The 18,828-nt window shown below is 41.0% G+C and carries 6 protein-coding genes and 1 pseudogene; 5 read left to right on the forward strand and 2 right to left on the reverse strand.

Annotated elements, in window-relative coordinates; genetic code table 11:
* Window positions 1-169: 169 nt before the first annotated feature.
* Window positions 170-1,348: an ABC transporter permease DevC gene (gene devC, locus ACR5KR_RS01005; protein ID WP_445628155.1), complete on the reverse strand. Its 1,179-nt coding sequence runs from the start codon at window positions 1,346-1,348 to the stop codon at window positions 170-172.
* Between the two features lie 81 nt (window positions 1,349-1,429).
* Window positions 1,430-2,638: an ABC exporter membrane fusion protein gene (locus tag ACR5KR_RS01010; protein WP_445628154.1), complete on the reverse strand. Its 1,209-nt coding sequence runs from the start codon at window positions 2,636-2,638 to the stop codon at window positions 1,430-1,432.
* A gap of 1,332 nt (window positions 2,639-3,970) precedes the next feature.
* Here ACR5KR_RS01010 and ACR5KR_RS01015 point away from each other — a divergent pair.
* The 5 genes and pseudogenes from ACR5KR_RS01015 to ACR5KR_RS01035 all read left to right on the forward strand — a co-directional run bounded on the left by ACR5KR_RS01015 (window position 3,971) and on the right by ACR5KR_RS01035 (window position 18,827).
* Window positions 3,971-4,248: pseudogene (locus ACR5KR_RS01015) on the forward strand (hypothetical protein).
* Window positions 4,249-4,495: 247 nt separating this feature from the next.
* Entirely contained in the window at window positions 4,496-9,955 is a 5,460-nt protein-coding gene (locus tag ACR5KR_RS01020; protein ID WP_448265123.1) for a beta-ketoacyl synthase N-terminal-like domain-containing protein, read from the forward strand.
* Between the two features lie 176 nt (window positions 9,956-10,131).
* Window positions 10,132-11,859, forward strand: coding sequence for an SDR family NAD(P)-dependent oxidoreductase (locus ACR5KR_RS01025; RefSeq protein WP_448265124.1), 1,728 nt, complete (start codon window positions 10,132-10,134; stop codon window positions 11,857-11,859).
* A 306-nt stretch (window positions 11,860-12,165) separates the two neighbouring features.
* On the forward strand, window positions 12,166-16,914 hold the full coding sequence (locus ACR5KR_RS01030; protein WP_448265125.1) for a PfaB family protein: 4,749 nt from the start codon (window positions 12,166-12,168) through the stop codon (window positions 16,912-16,914).
* A 236-nt stretch (window positions 16,915-17,150) separates the two neighbouring features.
* Window positions 17,151-18,827, forward strand: a complete 1,677-nt coding sequence (locus ACR5KR_RS01035; protein WP_448265126.1) for a PfaD family polyunsaturated fatty acid/polyketide biosynthesis protein — start codon at window positions 17,151-17,153, stop codon at window positions 18,825-18,827.
* The last annotated feature ends 1 nt before the right edge of the window (window position 18,828 follow it).

Raw genomic sequence — 18,828 nt, forward strand, 5'->3', positions numbered from 1 at the left:
TTGTTAGATAAAAGACTTTAAGTAATACCACATTTAAATATTGGTAAATACTTTTCATCTAAAATCTAAACTTTGTATAAGAAGAATTTTTCTGTGGAGAGGCTGCACTAATACTTAGCTATCAGTTTAGATCGTGGCAAAATAATTAAATTATTTTGCTACCAAGTAGCTAGAAAATCTCTCCCGGATCTGCGGAGCGAAGTTTATTGATAGCAAGCGCTCCTGATGTTATACACATTAAGACTGTTGAAGTTAAGACAATCACTGCATTATTAGTGGTCATAACTATTGGTAGTTTAGTTGCTTCTGCTGCAAAACTATACAACAATACAGAAGTAAGAAATCCTGGGATATAGCCTAAAATTGCTAAAATTAAAGCTTGCTGAAATACCACATTTAATAAATAGCTATTGGCATAACCTATGGCTTTTAAAGTGGCGTAAGCAACAAATTGGGTAGCAATATTGCTGTAAAGAATTTGATAAACAATAACCACACCAACAACCGCAGCCATTGTCAACATCAAATTAAGAATAAAACCAATAGGTGTTCTAACAGCCCAATAGTTTTTTTCAAAATCAATGAAGCCTTGGCGGGTAAAAACTTGGACATCACTAGGCAAATTTGCCTGTAAATTTTTCAGGACTTTTTCGGCATTAGCACCAGGTTTTAGTGAAATCAAACCGATATCTATCATATCTGCCGGACGAGTATTGGGATTTATCCGCAAAAAAGTTGAGTCACTAACAAGTAAATTTCCATCTACCCCAAAGGAAGGCCCTAATGTGAATAAGCCACCAATTCTCACTCGATAACCAATTAATGAGTTGAAGGGAAATATTTCAATTGTTTGTGCAGTCTCTCCCGCATTAAATTTTTCAGCTATTGGACCAAACTCTGGGCGAGAACCTCGGTCAAAAAGCACAACATCGGGAATTTTGAGTTTATCTAAATTTTTCTCAACTTCTGGAAGATTCATCACAGGTCTACCTGGATCGAAACCAATAACATATATTGAATATTTTTCACTAGTAGCCGGATTTTTCAGTTTGGCAAATTGCAAATACATGGGACTAACTGACTCTACGCCATCAAATCCCAGAGATTGATATAAACGAGTCCGCGAAAAGCTTTGATTTGAGGTCAAAGATTTATATTGCGAACTAACTAAAAATAAATCTCCCTTGAGATTCTGATGGACTGCGGTTGCACTGGAGTAGAGGGCATCTTGAAAACCAAGTTGCACAAACATTAGCAGCACAATAAAGCCAATTCCGGCTACAGCTACTAATAAACGAACTTTTTGCTGGGCTAGCTGTAGCCATGCTAAAGGAATTTTGAAAATCATGGATTTATTTATTATTTGTCATTTGTCATTTGTCATTTGTCATTGGTTAATGACCAATGCTCTATGCCCCATGTTCAATGACTAAATATGAATGGCGACATCGACTTGTAAGTTAGTGAAACGAGCGACCTTTTCACTGTCGGCGGGATTATCAATGGAGATTTTCACTTCCACTATTCTGCGGTCTGTATCTGAACCAGGGTTGAGGCTAAAGATGCTTTGTTTATCAACTTGCCAACCAATTTCTTTTACAGTTCCTTTTATTGTTCCAGGAAATGCAGTGCTGGTAATGGTAGCTTTTTGTCCTACACGCACTTTTTGAACATCGGTTTGATACACCTCTGCAATCACATACATTTGAGATGTCTTACCTATCTCAGCAAATCCTCTGGTGGTACTAATTACTTCTCCGGTTTTGGCGTGAATTTTCAAAATTTTGCCATTTATGGGAGATTTGATGTAACTTAAATCCAAGTCGGCTTTTGCTTGTTGAACAGCAGTTGTGGCGCTATTGACTTCGGTTTGTGCAACTTGAACATCTACGCTACGCACTTCACTGATACTTTTGAGTTGCGCTTGTGCTTGTTTGCGTTGTTCTTGGAATGTGTCTTGAGTTCGCTTGAGGGTGGCTTGGGCTTCTGTTAGCTGCTGTTGTGTAGTTTTTAGTTGCAAAGCTTTGCTATCTGCTACAGAAGCCGCGATCGCACCTTGTCTATATAATTGCTGATAACGATTATTCTCAGCTTGAGCGTTGTCTACTTCCGCTTGGATGCGGTCAATTGTCGCCTGTTGTGTCGCAACGTCTCCTTTATATTGTGGCTCTAAACGAGCAATTACAGCCTTTTGAGCATCAACATCTCCCGTTTTACCTCCAGATTTCACCTGCGCTAGTTTAGCTTTGGCAACTTGGAGTTGGTCTATAGCCTGTTGCAATGCGGTTTTAGAACGACCATAATTTTCGAGATAGGCCAGTAATTGCCCTGCTTTAACCGCATCTCCTTCTTTCACCAACAGTCTATCTACTCGCACCCCATTATTAGATGTAGGAGCAGTCAAAGTAGTAACTTCGCCTTCTGGCTCCAAGCGTCCTAAGGCTGTCACAGCAACTTTCGCAGGAGCAGCAGCTTTGGGAGAATTTGCTGGCGATGTCACAACTTTGGGTTTAGACCAATAGGGTGTCAAACTATAGAAAGCGATTAATCCAGCCGCTAAAGTCAGAGAAGCTGCTAAAATTACTTGCGATCGGCCTACGGGTTTTCTGAATAATCGACTTTCTTTATTTACTGCCATATTTTCATTCCAATTCTGCTTTTTTAGAGAATATCCTGGTTATATTTAGTCAATTAGAATAGACTCATCCGCAAATTACCAAGAGGGCTTTTCCTCTAGGTTTTCTACCTCGTTCGAGTGGATGGTTCTAAATTGGTTTTATATGAATTGTTGTACGCTTTTACCGCCCAAACTTAGTATTTTGGCGTGAAAATTAATGGCGTGTTACTTCAAAGCTTCCTAAGTTATATCCTAATTTGTCATCTAATCTCGTAGCGTAAAATACAATAGCGCTAGCCAGCAAACTTAACTTTCAAGAACAACCAAGCGCTAATAAAAATGATATCAAAACCTGGATAAACTTGTTATCAAGTATGGACTAAAAGTTGATTTTTGTCAACTCATTGAATTTGCATAAGTCCTGATTCTCTCACTAAAATATTTCATCACAATCAGATGAGGTGCTGAAAAAGTGTACCAATCGCTAATCTATTGTCTAGCAATTGAATACGTATAAATAGTTGGTTATTAAGCAGATTTGATATTACTAACAGATTATTATTATCAAGGTTGTGTAATATAAGACATTATTCTAGCGATTTCTAGTAGGGGTAATTGATGAATTGCCCTTACTTAAGCTATTAGCCCTGTTATTGATTGCAGATCGTGTCAGTGATAGATAAGATGCAAAACCTGAGCTTTGCTTAAGTTGACTGTTTACTGAAAATTCATTTAACTCATATTATGTTTATCTAGCAACATACTTAAAATTAATATTTGCTTTATAAATAACCACTTTGCTTCTTAACTTGACTTATATTAAAAAATAACCAAAAACTTTGACTCAATTATGATGCTTCTCTGAAAAATAATACTTATAGTTATTGGCTTTATCTATGTATTCATTGAATTTTTACTTATTAGACAACAGATTTGTAGTGTTAACTTAACCAAGAGCATATTTATGTTTAACCCATAGATAACAAAATTTTTCACATATTTATTTAGTTATAGATTATACTTTTATGCTAAATTTATTCAAAATTTCTATCAGTAAGAGTATATGGTTGTTTATAAAATAAGTTTAAAGGAATGATTTAGTTTCTGTAAAGTATGCTAGTGTTTTTATTAATTCAATGCTTTAAAGTGGTTATAGAAACTAGTTATTTAATTAATATTTTTAAATTAAAAATAACTAAAAATAACTGCGTTGTCATTACCTAGAGATCGTTTAATTACTTTTTCAACTTGCATAAACTCGGATAAAAGGCGGTGTCTTTTCTGTAACGAACTTGTCAACTTTACTGGGTTATATACCATAAAATATATTATCCTGGACGGTTACAACTAGCTATGATATTGATTGAGATACAGAACGTTTTTATTAACACCAGCTATGTGGCTGTGTTTAGGCTAGATAATCAAACGGTTTCGAGTGAAAAAACGTTTCTGTTTCCTTAGCTACTCCTCAGTTTTCCTCGCTCCAGTAGGATACCATTGCTCAAAATCTCTACTATTACAAATGGATTGAATTCACTGGTCAAGCAGCTATTACACTCCAAGACTATTTTACCAGTTTTAACAACGTCATCGACCTATTGTCACAATATCAAGAGTCTAGCGTTGGATAACATTTTTTCGCGATGTCTACGATGGTCACTGAGCCAAGTCGAAGTGCGGGCTACGCCTACGCAGTGTGCCAAAATCGCCTATAAATCTAAGGCTTTATGAAGGCAGTATGTGTCGTGTGGTGTCGATTTGGAGAAAAGCATTTAGCAAAGATAAAATAGCTAGCTGCTTACAAGACGAGAAATTTTCATTATTTAGTAGGCAACAGAATTACTGTAGCTACACAATCCACAGTACTAACTATGCCCTATGTCTGCTTATTCAATTGATACTGCCTTAGCGGAGTTAGAGAGCCTTATCAATAATTGTGAAAAGGCTGTGATGAGGTCTATAGAGGAAAAAAACATGAAGTCAGATAAATCAGATAAATCAGTGTCAATTAACAAAATTAACAGACAATTACAACACAATCCTATCGCCATTGTTGGGATGGCTTCTCTATTGCCTCAAGCCAGAAATTTGCGCGAATACTGGCAAAATATAGTAAACAAAATTGACTGTATTACTGATGTTCCTTCCACTCACTGGAGCGTCGAAGATTATTACGATCCGAATCCGAGAACTACTGAAGATAAAACCTATTGTAAAAGAGGTGGGTTTCTTCCAGAGGTAGATTTTAACCCGATGGAATTCGGCATACCACCCAGCATTTTAGAAGTCACAGATGTATCGCAACTATTAAGTTTAGTAGTTGCAAAAGAAGCGATGGAAGATGCAGGTTATGGCGAAAACCGTGAATTTAACCGCGAGATGGTTGGGGTAATCTTAGGCGTGGCTATGGCCAAGCAATTAGGAATGCCACTTTCTGCCAGATTGGAATATCCGATTTGGGAAAAAGCACTTAAAAGCAGTGGTTTATCCGATGAAGATACCCAAAAAATCGTTGATAAAATCAAAAGCGCTTACGTGAAATGGGATGAGAACGCTTTCCCTGGAATGTTAGCTAACGTAGTCGCCGGACGAATTGCCAATCGCCTAAATTTTGGCGGGATGAATTGTGTAGTTGATGCGGCTTGCGCTAGTTCTTTTGGTGCTTTAAAAATGGCAATTAGCGAACTAGTTGAGCATCGTTCTGACATGATGCTGACTGGTGGTGTTGATACCGATAACACTATCATGGCTTATATCTCATTTAGCAAAACACCGGCGGTTTCTCCTAGTGAAAATGTCAAACCTTTCGATGCTAAATCTGATGGGATGATGCTGGGTGAAGGTATCGCTATGCTTGTCCTTAAACGGTTGGAAGATGCTGAACGGGACAACGATAAAATATATGCCGTAATTAAAGGTATTGGTACTTCTAGCGATGGGCGTTATAAGAGCATTTATGCTCCCCGCAAAGAAGGCCAAGTTAAAGCTTTAGAACGCGCTTATGAAGATGCCGGCTTCTCTCCCGCTACCGTTGGTTTAATGGAAGCACACGGCACTGGTACAATGGCTGGAGATCCGACAGAATTCGGTTCTTTAAAAGACTTCTTTGATGAACACGATCGCAAAAAGCAGCATATCGCTTTGGGTAGTGTGAAATCGCAAATCGGACACACAAAAGCGGCTGCGGGTGCGGCGAGTTTGATTAAAACTGCTTTGGCTTTACATCATAAAGTATTACCGCCGACAATTAACATTACCGAGCCAAACCCCAAACTCAACATTAAAAATTCGGCCTTTTATTTGAATACTGAAACTAGACCTTGGATTCGTCCAGAAGGGGAAGCGCCAAGACGCGCAGGTGTAAGTTCTTTTGGATTTGGCGGAACCAACTATCACGTTGTTTTGGAAGAATATGAAGCCGACCAAAACGCCGCCTATCGCTTACACAGTGGTGCTAGTGAAGTGCTGTTGTTTGCTCCCACACTAGAGCAATTGTTGAGCAAATCGGAAGAGATTTTAGGTAAGTTGCGATCGCCATCAGGTAATGCACACTACTCACAATTAGTCAATGAGTGCAAATCGCCACAAATTCCCCTCTCTGCTCCCCGATTTGGGTTTGTCGCTGAGAATCTCGAAGAAGCTTGCAAGTTGCTGCAAACTAGCATTGACTGGTTGAAACTCAAAGGAACAGCAGCATCTTGGGAGCATCCCCAAGGGATTTATTATCGTTCCTCTGGTATGGAATTGGGTGGAAAAGTTGTCTCTCTATTTTCTGGTCAAGGTTCGCAATACTTGGAGATGGGACGCGAACTGGTGATGAATTTTCCTTTGATGCGCCGTCTGCATGGTTATATGGATAGCCTGTTGCTCAAAGATAATTTGCAGCCGCTTTCAGAAATCGTTTTTCCTCATCCTGTGTTTGGAGAGGCAGAAAAAAATGTCCAAATTGCTGCCTTACAACGCACAGAATACGCTCAACCAGCCATCGGGGTGTTGAGTGCAGGGATGTACAGCATCCTGCAACAAGCTGGGTTTAAGTCAGATTTTGTTGCCGGTCACAGCTTTGGTGAACTGACAGCGCTATGGGCTGCGGGGGTTTTGAGTACAGAAGATTACTTGTTCTTGGTGAAAGCTAGGGGTCAAGCAATGGCTGCACCCGAAGATCCGGATCATGATGCGGGAAGTATGCTGGCTGTCAAAGAAGACATCAGCAAAGTGGAAGCAGTGCTGAGACATTTTCCCCAAGTTGCGATCGCTAATCAAAATTCTCCAACTCAATTTGTCTTGGCTGGGCCTACCGCAGAAATAGCGAGAGTCAAAGAGGCTTTACACGAGAAAGGATATACAGCTGTATTGTTACCTGTTTCAGCAGCGTTCCATACACCGTTAATTGCCTTTGCTCAGAAATCCTTTGCGATCGCCACCAAGTCTGTCAAATTCCAAAGTCCGAAAATCCCTGTTTACAGCAACGTTACCAGTAAGCAGTATCCCAAGGAAGCCCAAGGTATTCAAAAAATCCTGGAAACGCACCTTTCTAATTCGGTGCTGTTTAAGCAGGAAATTGAAAATATCTATGCAGCCGGTGGTACTTGCTTTGTGGAATTTGGGCCGCGGAGAATTCTTAGCAACTTGGTCAAAGAGATTCTTGGCGATCGCCCACATATTACCGTATCTTTAAACCCCAGCACTCAAAAGAATAGCGATCGCTCTTTGCGAGAAGCAGTTGTGCAGTTGCGGGTGATTGGTTTGGCTTTGAATAACCTCGATCCTTACCAACTTCCCCAAACCATCCCCCCAATTGAGACGAAGAAGACATTAAATGTCCGTTTAAATGGGATAAACTACAGATCCGAAAAAACGAAAAATGCCTTCGCTCTCGCTTTGCAGGATGGGCATAAAGTTACATTACCCACCCCCGAATATCCTGATGCGGTTCCTTTATTTAGCAGCCCAGGTGTAACTCCACCTCTGGCTGTAATTGAGACTAACGGACATAAAAAATCCACCCCAGCCATGAACGGTGTGACATCTAATATCATCACCCAGCCAGAGCAACAGATGAATCCTGTTACCCTGTCACAACCAGCCCAGGAATCTAAGATGCAACCAACACCAGAAAAGCTTACAAATTACGAACAACTTTTAGCAAGTTTAGAATACCTCCTGACACAGTTCCAGGAAAATCAAGCTGAGAATTTACAAGTTCACGGTACTTATCTCAACCATCAAATGGAATATGCTAAAGCATTTTTCCAACTGATGCAGCAGCAGAATTCTTTGTTGAGCGAAAGTAAATCAACAGCCGAAACTGCCAAAATGAAGCTAGTTGTCATGGAAAGCTTAGAGCGTAGCATGATGCAGTTTCATTCCCAACAAGGTGAAACCCTACGCATCCATGAGCAATATCTTCAAGAGCAGTTGGAATATACCAAAAACTTTTTCCAACTCATACAGCAAGAATATTCTCAAATCATCTCTGGTGAGGGAGCAACCCAACTAACAGAGATAAGTAATTTCACTCCGTTCACAACAGAAACAACTGTTAGTGATGCACCAGTACCCGCTACTACCAAGATAGTAGAAAGCCAGCCTTTGCCTGTAACTGAGCCTGTAGCTAAAAATGGCTTAAATGTTACCCAAGAACCTCTCATGCCCGCTCCACAGGTGGTAGAGCCAGTAGTTGAAATTCCTGTATCTCCCACTGCTAAGAAGGATGAAAATTCCTCTTCTTTGCTCCCTAATCTTTTCTCAACAGAGACAGTAGAGCCTGTAGCGGCATCATCGGTTCCTCCAGTAGTGGAACCCCAACCTGAAGTTGTAGTCAAAATTAGCTCACCTCCAGTCAACAACGTTGTTGCATTCACCCCAGAGCCAGCACCTACAACTGCTGCACCTGTACCTGGCGCAACCATCGATATTGTTGACTTGGATAAAAACCTGTTAGCCATCACCAGCGACAAAACCGGCTACCCAGTCGAGATGCTGGAAATGGACATGGACATGGAGGCTGATTTAGGGATTGACTCTATCAAACGGGTGGAAATCTTAGGGGCGCTACAAGAAATGTACCCCAACCTACCCAAGCCTAATTTAGAAGAACTGTCAGAAAAACGCACCATCGGTCAAGTTGTAGAGTATCTGCAATCCCACGCTTCTAAAAGTGTTTCAGTAGAAATTGCAGTTCACGAAGTACAACCAGCAACCGAGATTTCAGTAGAGACTGCACCAATAGTTGAGGTAGTCATTGCACCGGAACCAAGCATAGTTGTCGCATTCACCCCAGAACCAGAACCAGAAGTTGCTCCCTCTATAAGTGATGAATTTGCAAACTTAGGTGAAACCCTGTTAGCTATCACCAGCGATAAAACTGGCTATCCAGTCGAGATGCTGGAACTGGAAATGGACATGGAAGCCGATTTAGGGATTGATTCCATCAAGCGGGTAGAAATTTTAGGGGCGATGCAAGAAATGTACCCCAACTTACCCAAGCCAAATATCGAAGAACTCGGCGATCTCCGCACCATCGGTCAAATAGTCGATTACCTACAGCAGTTGGCTGGAGGTGAAAAAAAAAAGTCTGAGCCTGAGTTTGTCCAACAGCAACCACTGGAACTAGAGCATAATATCCAGCGCCATCCTGTCAAACTCAGAAGCCTAGCACAACCCGATTATTTGGATTTCACGTTACCAGAGGGACACATCGGTTTAATCACCGATGATGGTTCCCTCACCACTTATAAATTAACTGAATCCCTAATCGAGAAAGGCTGGAAAGTAGTAGTTATCAGCTTCCCCCAATCGCTTATCGCTCAACAAGCGCCTTTACCCGCAGGAGTAACCCGCGTCACCTTAGCAAACTTGAGTGAAGAACATCTTCAACAACAATTGCAAGCGATCGCATCTCACTGCGGAACGATTGGGGCCTTCATTCATCTCCATCCGATGTTTGTAGGAAATCACATCGGAAGTATTTCTTATAACGAATCAGAAAAGGCGATCGTCAAGCACGTATTTTTGATGGCGAAACACCTCAAACCCTCCCTCAACGAAACTGCAAAGCATGGACGTAGTTGTTTCTGCACAGTTGCTCACCTTGATGGAGCCTTCGGTTTAGAGTACAAAGTCAACTTCGGTGCGATCGGCGCTGGTTTATTCGGATTAACCAAAACTCTCAGATGGGAATGGCCCAAGGTGTTTACTCGTGCGATCGATTTAAGTCCCAGACTTGACGCTAAACAGTCAGTACAAAACATCATCGCCGAACTTCACGACCCCAACCTTTATATAAGTGAAGTTGGGTATGGTTCACAAGGGCGAGTCACTATTATCGCCGATTAAAAAGTTAATTAACGCCGTGTGTAACTTTCTCTCGAACCTAACCCCCAACCCCTTCCCTACAAGGGAAGGGGAGTAAGAATCAAAGCCTCTCTCTCTGTGGGGGAGAGGTTTGGAGAGGGGTTTTAAGAATCAGTTGCACATCAAAACCCAATTTATGCAGGTATTCACGAGGATTTATGACACAAACAGCCCAGCTTAGTCCATCATCTGTCTTTGTCGTGAGCGGCGGTGCAAAAGGGATTACGGCTGAGTGTACTATCAGATTAGCTCAACAGCAACCCTGCAAATTCATCCTCCTCGGTCGCTCCGAACTATTAGAAACCGAGCCAGATTTTGCTCAAAATTCCGATGACTCCGCATTGAAAAAATGCATTATGGAAAATCTTCTTTCTCAAGGAGAGAAGCCTACACCCATGAATGTGCAAAAAATATATAACAAAATAACCTCCAGCCGCGAAATTAAAAAGACTCTAGCAGCAATTGAAAAAACTGGAGCTAAAGCAGAATATATCAGCGTCGATGTTACAGATACGCAAGCTTTACAAGAAAAACTTGCCACTGCTGTCCAACATCTCGGCCCAATTACCGGAATCATCCACGGCGCGGGAAACTTAGCTGATAAGTTAATTGAAAAGAAAACAGAAGAGGATTTTGAAAAGGTTTACATCGCTAAAGTTCAAGGTTTAGAAAACCTGCTAAATTGCGTCAATCCTAATCAACTTCAGCATTTAGTTTTGTTCTCTTCCGTAACAGGCTTTTACGGAAATCCCGGACAATCTGATTATGCGATCGCAAATGAAATTCTGAACAAATCAGCCCATATATTTAAGCAAAGTTATCCCTCATGTCACGTAGTCGCTATCAACTGGGGCGCTTGGGATAGTGGGATGGTGACAGCAGAATTAAAGAAGATTTTTCAAGAGCGAAAAATTGACATAATTCCCATTGCTGTCGGCGCACAAATGCTCGTTAAAGAAATGGATAATACTAACCATGCAACCTCACAAGTTGTCATTGGTAGCCCATTAGTTCCACTTGCGGCGGAGTTAGATTCAGAATTACGAACCCATCGTATTCGTCGCCAAATGACATTGGAGGCTAATCCATTTTTACACGATCATACTATTGCTGGTTCTCCAGTTTTACCAGCAACTTGTGCAATGACTTGGATTATCAATGCTTCTGAACAATTATATCCTGGTTATAGATTGTTTTATTACCAAGATTTCAAAGTTTTAAAGGGGATTACTTTCAATGAAACATTAGCGAAGGAACATATTTTAGAAATAGAAGAAATTTCTAAAGTTAATCTTGAAAGAATCGAACTTAAAGCCAAAATTTCGAGTAAAAACCCACAAGGTAGAATTCATTTTCATTTTAGCGCTCAACTCAATCTCCAGCGAGAAATCCCAGATGTACCCACTTATGAATCTCTCAATCTCGAAGAAGATAATATCATCACCGCTACAGGAAAAGATTTTTATCAAAATGGTGGGGCTACATTATTTCATGGCCCAGCTTTTCAAGAAATCAAAAGAGTTTTAAACATCAGCCCTGAAAAAATTACTACAGAATGTCTGTGGCCAGAACTCAGCCCCCAGCAACAAGGACAATTCCCCGTGCAATGGGTTAATCCTTACACCACTGACTTGAGTATGCACGCCTTATGGGTTTGGACACAACACTTTCATGAAGAAGGTTGTTTACCTGGAAAAGTAGAAAAGTTTGAACAATTTGCGATGATACCACATAACGAAACATTTTACGTTTCTTGTGAAGTACTAGCTAAGACACCAAGTAGTGCGATCGCCAACTTTATCATACACGACCGCCAAGGTAAAATCTATTCGCGAATGCTCGGCGCTCATGCCATTATTTGGTCAATGAAAATGCTCAGAAGCTAGTAGTATATCAAGTTTAAAGTTCGTAGTAAGGACTTTTATTGTTATTTTACAAGTATAGCTTTGCGTAAATTCGTGTAGAATTGAGGGGTTAAATTTAAACGCAAAGGTTCGCAAAGGGAAACGCAAAGGTTCGCAGAGAGTTCGCTAGAAATCTTGTACTAAGCAATAAAGTCTTTACTGCAAACTATCAAAGCTAGCTTAATCTTAGGATTGCTATAACTAGCCTCGTTCAAAGTTTGGGGAACAGCGTAAATCCTGCTTTTTAATTATCTCTTGCTAAATACCCAAACTCGGAGCATATAAATCGTGGAAAAAATAGCCATCATCGCATTATCATGCCTATTCCCCGATGCTAAAAATCCTGAAGAATACTGGCAAAACATCGTTAATCAAAAAGATTCGACATCCTCTGCAACCGTCGAAGAAATCGGAGTAGATCCGACAATCTTTTACAATCCAGTTAAAGGTACACCAGACAAAACCTATTCACTCAAAGGCGGATACATCCGCAACTTCGAGTTTAATCCATCTGAATACAATCTACCATCAGAATTTGTTGCTGGTTTAGATAACACTTTCAAATGGTCATTGTATGCCGCTAAACAAGCAATCGTACAAAGTAGTTATTGGGGTAATCAAACTGTTCTGGCAAAATGCGGCGTAATTTTAGGTAATTTATCATTCCCGACAAAATTATCTAATCAATTATTCTCGCCAATTTACCAGCAAACTATTACCCCGGCTGTTAGAGAACTTTTGCAGTATGAAGACTTTAATTTAGCTGGCTCAAGTGCAACTAAAGCATCTTTATACAATGCGATGATATCTGGTTTACCAGCATCTATCGTTGCTCAAGCACTATCACTATCTCAGATTAATTTATGTCTGGATGCTGCTTGTTCTTCTTCATTTTATGCGATTAAACTAGCATCTCATTACTTATGGTCACACAAAGCTGATGTTATGTTAGCTGGAGCCATCAGTTGTGCAGATTCCCTATTTGTGCGGATGTTATTTTCCGGTGTTCAAGGATATGCAGAAAACGGCATTAGCCGCCCCTTAGATAAATCCTCTAGAGGGCTAATTCCCGCCGATGGCGTTGGGATGGTGATGCTGAAGAGATATTCTGATGCCGTTAGAGATGGCGATAATATTCTAGCTACCATCTGCGGTAATGGACTCTCAAATGATGGCAAAGGTAAACACCTACTCAGTCCGAACCCTAAAGGGCAAATTCTAGCTTTTGAACGAGCCTATAATGAGGCAAAAGTTAGCCCAAAAACCATCGATTATCTAGAGTGTCACGCCACCGGCACATTACTAGGAGATACAACCGAATTCAATTCCATCGAAACATTCTTTGGCCAAAATCAAGCTGCGCCTCTGCTGGGTTCTGCTAAGGCAAATACTGGTCACTTGCTAACTGCTGCTGGCATGGTTGGCTTGACTAAAGTGATTTTGAGTATGTCTCATGGTGTAATTCCAGTAACCATGAATGTTTCGGAACCTTTAACATCAGAAAAAGGTACAATTTCCGCCGACAAGATTGTGAGAACAGCTACAGCATGGCCTAATAAGAACGCACCAATTAAACGGGCAGCTATTAGCGCTTTTGGTTTTGGCGGTACTAATTCTCATCTGATTTTAGAACAAGGAAATACAGCAGAATCAGTTGAATCAACTCCACCTATTCCACTTACCAAAGTTGCCATTGTCGGCATGGATGCCTTTTTCGGTAACTGCAATGGTTTGGATGCTTTTGAACGCAGCATTTATGATGGCACACAACATTTTACTTCCCTACCGCCTCAAAGATGGCACGGTATAGAAAATCAAGAAAATGTTTTGAAAGAGTACGGTTTAGCAGATGGAAAAGCACCAATTGGGGCATACATCAAAGATTTTGAAATCGATACTTTATCGTGCAAAATCCCACCGAATGAAATCGAAAAGCTAAACCCACAACAATTGTTGCTTCTGAAAGTTAGCGATCGCGCCGTCAAAGATGCGAAACTACAGGAGGGTAGCAATGTGGCTGTGATTGTCGCTGCCGAGACAGAATTCTCTGTGCATCAGCTACAGCAAAGATGGAATTTGTCTTGGCAAGTTAAGGATGGCTTACTCAACCAAGGAATTTCTCTACCTGCCCAACAGCTTTCCCAACTAGAAACTATCGTCAAAGATAGCATTCACCAACCAGTAGAAATCGGCGAATATGTAAGTCACATCGCCAACATCATGGCAAGCCGGATTTCTGCTTTGTGGAATTTCACTGGCCCTGCATTCACTGTCAGCGCTGGCGAAAATTCTGCCCTCAAGGCGTTGGAAGTTGCCCAAATGCTACTCGCTACGGGAGAAGTAGACGCGGTAGTTGTGGGTGCAGTAGATTTAGCAGGCGGTGTGGAAAATGTCTTATTCCGCAGCCAATTTGCCTCAATTAATACGGGTGTCAACACGTTGGGTTATGACCAACAAGCTAACGGCTGGACGGTTGGCGAAGGTGCGGGTGCTGTCGTCCTCAGGCGCTACGAAGCTGCTAAGGAAGATAATGAACGCATCTATGCAGTAATTGATGCCATGAGTTTCGCACAAGGTGATTCTACTTTGAGTGATACTTTGGTAAAACCTGATGCTTCAGCTATCAGCAATGTCTGCAAACAAGCTTTTGAGATGGCAGAGATTCAACCCACAGAGGTTAACTATGTAGAAGTCTTCGGTAGTGGCGTTCCCCAGGAGGATGAAGCCGAAATCACAGGTTTACTGCAAGCTTATCCGAAAGTGGGCAATGGTCTGCATTGTGCGTTAGGTAGCGTTAAAGCCAATATCGGTCACACCTATACAGCATCGGGAATTGCTAGCTTAATCAAAACCGCCCTCTGTCTTTATTACAGGTATATTCCCGCCACACCCAAATGGTCTGGTGTCAAAACACCGCAAGTATGGGAAGGTAGTCCTTTCTATGTGGCAATGGAATCAAGACCTTGGTTTGTCGATAAAGGCGGCACACGCAGAATAGCAGCAATTAATAGCATGGGCATAGATGGCAGTTACGCCCATTTAATCTTATCGGAGGAACCCAGCCAAGAGGAGCGCGACAACAGATATTTGCAACAAATGCCTTTTCATTTGTTTCCGATCGCAGTTAGCGATCGCTCCACTATACCCGATATCCTAAACCATCTCCAAAAATCCATTGAAGCTAGTTCTTCTTTATCAGCTACCGCCAGCCAAACATTCGCTACCTTTCAACAGCAATCTGATGCAAAATACGTCTTATCAATCGCAGGACGTAACACAAAAGAACTACTCAAAGAAATTGAATCTGCCCGCAAAGGTGTAAATAATGCCTTTGAAAATGGTACAGATTGGCAAACACCAATAGGTAGTTATTTCACAGCGAAACCATTGGGTAAAACCGGAGCAGTTGCTTACGTTTACCCCGCAGCAGTCAATTCTTATATTGGCATTGGTCGCACCGTCTTCCGCTTATTTCCGAAAGTCTTCGAGGACTTAAAAAGTAACAATCTCTACAATCGGGCTGCTGATGTTGAAAAATTGGTTTATCCCAGAAGCTTGCCTAAATTGACAACCAGGCAATTAGAAACTCTCGAAAAGCAATTGTTAGATGATTCACTAGCAATGTTTGAAAGTGAAATCGCCTTTGCTAGATACATGACAGCAATTTTCCGAGATGATTTTAAAGTCAAGCCGCAATGCGTTTTTGGGTATAGCTTGGGTGAAACTAGTATGATGGTTGCCCAAGGGGTTTGGAGTGATTTTGAAGGTGGAAGTAACACTTTAAACTCATCACCTTTATTTGGCGATAAGTTATCTGGGCCGAAAAATGCTGTGCGTGAATATTGGGGATTAACAGATTCACCAAACAACAATTTTTGGAATACGTATGTTCTCATGGCTACTCCATCTCAAGTTAGAGAATGCCTGAAACATGAAAATCACGTCTACTTAACTCAAATCAACACACCAGAAGAAGTATTAATTGCTGGTGACGATGCCGCCTGTAAGCGAGTAATTCAAACTTTAGGTTGTAATTCTTTCCCCGCTCCCTTCGACCATGTGATACATTGTGAGGCGATGCGATCGCAGTTCGAGGAAATCAAGAAGGTAAACAGCTTACCATCACAAAATCTTCCTGGGATTGTGTTTTATTCTGCCGCCGATTATCAACCAGTTGCACTCGAAAGAGATACTATTGCTCACAATATCGCTAAAGGATTGTGCCAAGAACTTGATTTTCCGCAATTAGTTAATCGTGTCTACGGTGATGGAGTCAAAATATTTCTAGAAGCGGGCGCTGGTAGTGTTTGTTCGCGATGGATTGATAAAATTCTCGGCGACAAAGAACATATCACAGTCTCTCTAAATCGTAGAGGGATGGATGACCATGCTTCAATGGTCAAAGCATTAGCAAAACTACTCAGCCATCAGGTGAATGTGGATTTATCACCACTGTATAGCAAAGTCCAAGACACTGCTAATTCAAACAAAGCAACATTGAGAACAGTTACCTTGGGTGGGAAAGCGATCGCTGCTACAATTTTGAGTGATGAAAATCGCAAACTAGTTGAAAAATTGGTTGAGGATATTAAGTGCGAGCGCTTCAAAATACAGCATCTAGATATACCTAATCTCCAACAATCTGAAATCACAGATTATCTTAATACTTCCAACCACATAACCCCAGAAGAAACTTATTCCTCTCACATCTTGCCTCAGGCAGAAGAAGTAAAACCGAAAAATATCATTGATAACGTTTTTGAATCGAAAGAACAATTACAATCTTTTGAGTCAAGCGCAATTGGGCAGCAAAATCCTCTTTATTCACCACCTGTCATCACTCAAAAAATTAGTAGCATCATCAGCATGTTCGATTTAAATAAGACTCAGTATCAAAAGCTCAATGCTAATAATTCAAAGATAACTAAAGCACACACTGCCTTTTTACAAGCTAGACAAGATTACAGTCAACAAATGAGCGAAATCATTCAATTGCAACTAGCTTGTGCCCAAAACTTGCTTAACGACGAATCCTGAGAATCCCAAATGTAGACTCCTGTCAATATGATTCGGTTAAGATCCCCCGCCTACGGCGATCCCCTTACAAAGGGGGTAAATAAAGAAAATAACCTCCCTGCTTTTTAAGGAGGGTTGGGGGGATCTTCAAGCGATGAACAAGCTAACCAAACGTATTGAAACTTTTTCCAAGAGTTTACATCCTTCAACCTTCAACCTTATCATCCATTGTTTGTATAATCCGAGGGATAACTGCCGTGACAACCGTAGATACGGTACTAAGTAAACACGATAATGGCCTTAATTTCTCTGCCTGGTCTTATAACAAAAACCAGGTTTGGAAAGGTTCTTTAGAAACTGTATCTTTTGAGAAACAAACCATCAAAGATAAATTGATGGTGTTAAATAAACCCTGCTACATCGTGAAAGTTGCCGGAAAAATCGGTGTCACAAATGAGGGGTATTTATGCCCTGGTGATAATGGCACAACAGCACAAGTAGAACTGCTAACATTTGCAGCCCCAATCCGCATTCAACAATTTGGCGACCCCAATTTTCTCTCCTCTTATGGAGTGAAATACGCTTACGTTACCGGCGCAATGGCTGGCGCAATTGCCTCTGAAGAAATGGTCATTGCACTCGGTAAAGAACAAATTTTGAGTTCCTTTGGTGCAGGTGGTTTAACTCCAGAACGTTTGGAAGCAGCCATAAATCGCATTCAACAAGCTTTACCTCAAGGGCCTTATGCATTTAATTTAATCCACAGTCCTAATGAACCTGCGATTGAACGCCGGGCTGTAGATTTATACCTCAAATATCAAGTGAGAACAGTAGAAGCATCTGCATTTCTCGACTTGACCCCCAACATTGTTTATTACCGTGTTGCTGGATTGGGTTTGAATAGCGCCAATCAAATTGAAATCAAAAATAAAGTCATTGCCAAAATTTCTCGCCGAGAAGTTGCGACTAAATTTCTCCAACCAGCACCAGCGAGAATTATCAAAGAACTTTTGGAACAAGGATTAATTACCGAGTTACAAGCAACTCTTGCAACCAAAGTTCCAATGGCTGATGATATTACCGTCGAGGCTGATTCTGGAGGTCATACAGATAACCGTCCCTTGGTTTGTTTGCTGCCTTCTATTATTGCCTTGCGGGATGAAATTCAAGCACAATATCATTACCAAACACCCATTAGAATCGGAGTAGCAGGGGGAATTGGTACACCACAATCAGCATTAGCAGCCTTTATGATGGGTGCTGCTTATGTAATGACTGGTTCCATTAATCAATCATGTGTTGAATCTGGGGCTTGTGAACATACCAAAAAGTTACTAGCCCAAGCAGAAATGGCTGATATGATAATGGCTCCAGCAGCAGATATGTTTGAAATGGGAGTCAAATTGCAAGTTCTCAAACGGGGTACAATGTTCCCCATGCGAGCGCAGAAATTATTTGAACTCTACCGCGCTTATGATTCCATTGAAGAGATTCCTTTGGCAGAAAGAGAGAAATTAGAAAAACAAGTTTTTCGCAAAACTATTGCTGAAGTATGGGAAGGAACTGCGGCTTATTTATCCCAAAAGAATCCTGAAAAACTTGGGAAAGCAGTCAATAATCCTAAACTAAAAATGGCGTTGATTTTCCGTTGGTATCTAGGATTATCTTCCCGTTGGTCTAGTTCTGGTGAAAAAGGTAGAGAAGTAGATTATCAAATTTGGTGTGGCCCGGCAATGGGCGGTTTCAATGACTGGGTACGCGGTTCTTATTTATCTGAACCAAATAATCGTGGTGTAGTTGATGTTGCTAATCAAATTATGACTGGTGCAGCCTTTTTGTACCGTGTCCAAAATTTGAAAATTCAAGGACTACAAGCTTCCGATTATTACAGTCAATATCACCCTATTCGTTCTACATCATTGTTGGAGATTTAAA

The organism is Nostoc sp. DSM 114159, assembly GCF_053470285.1.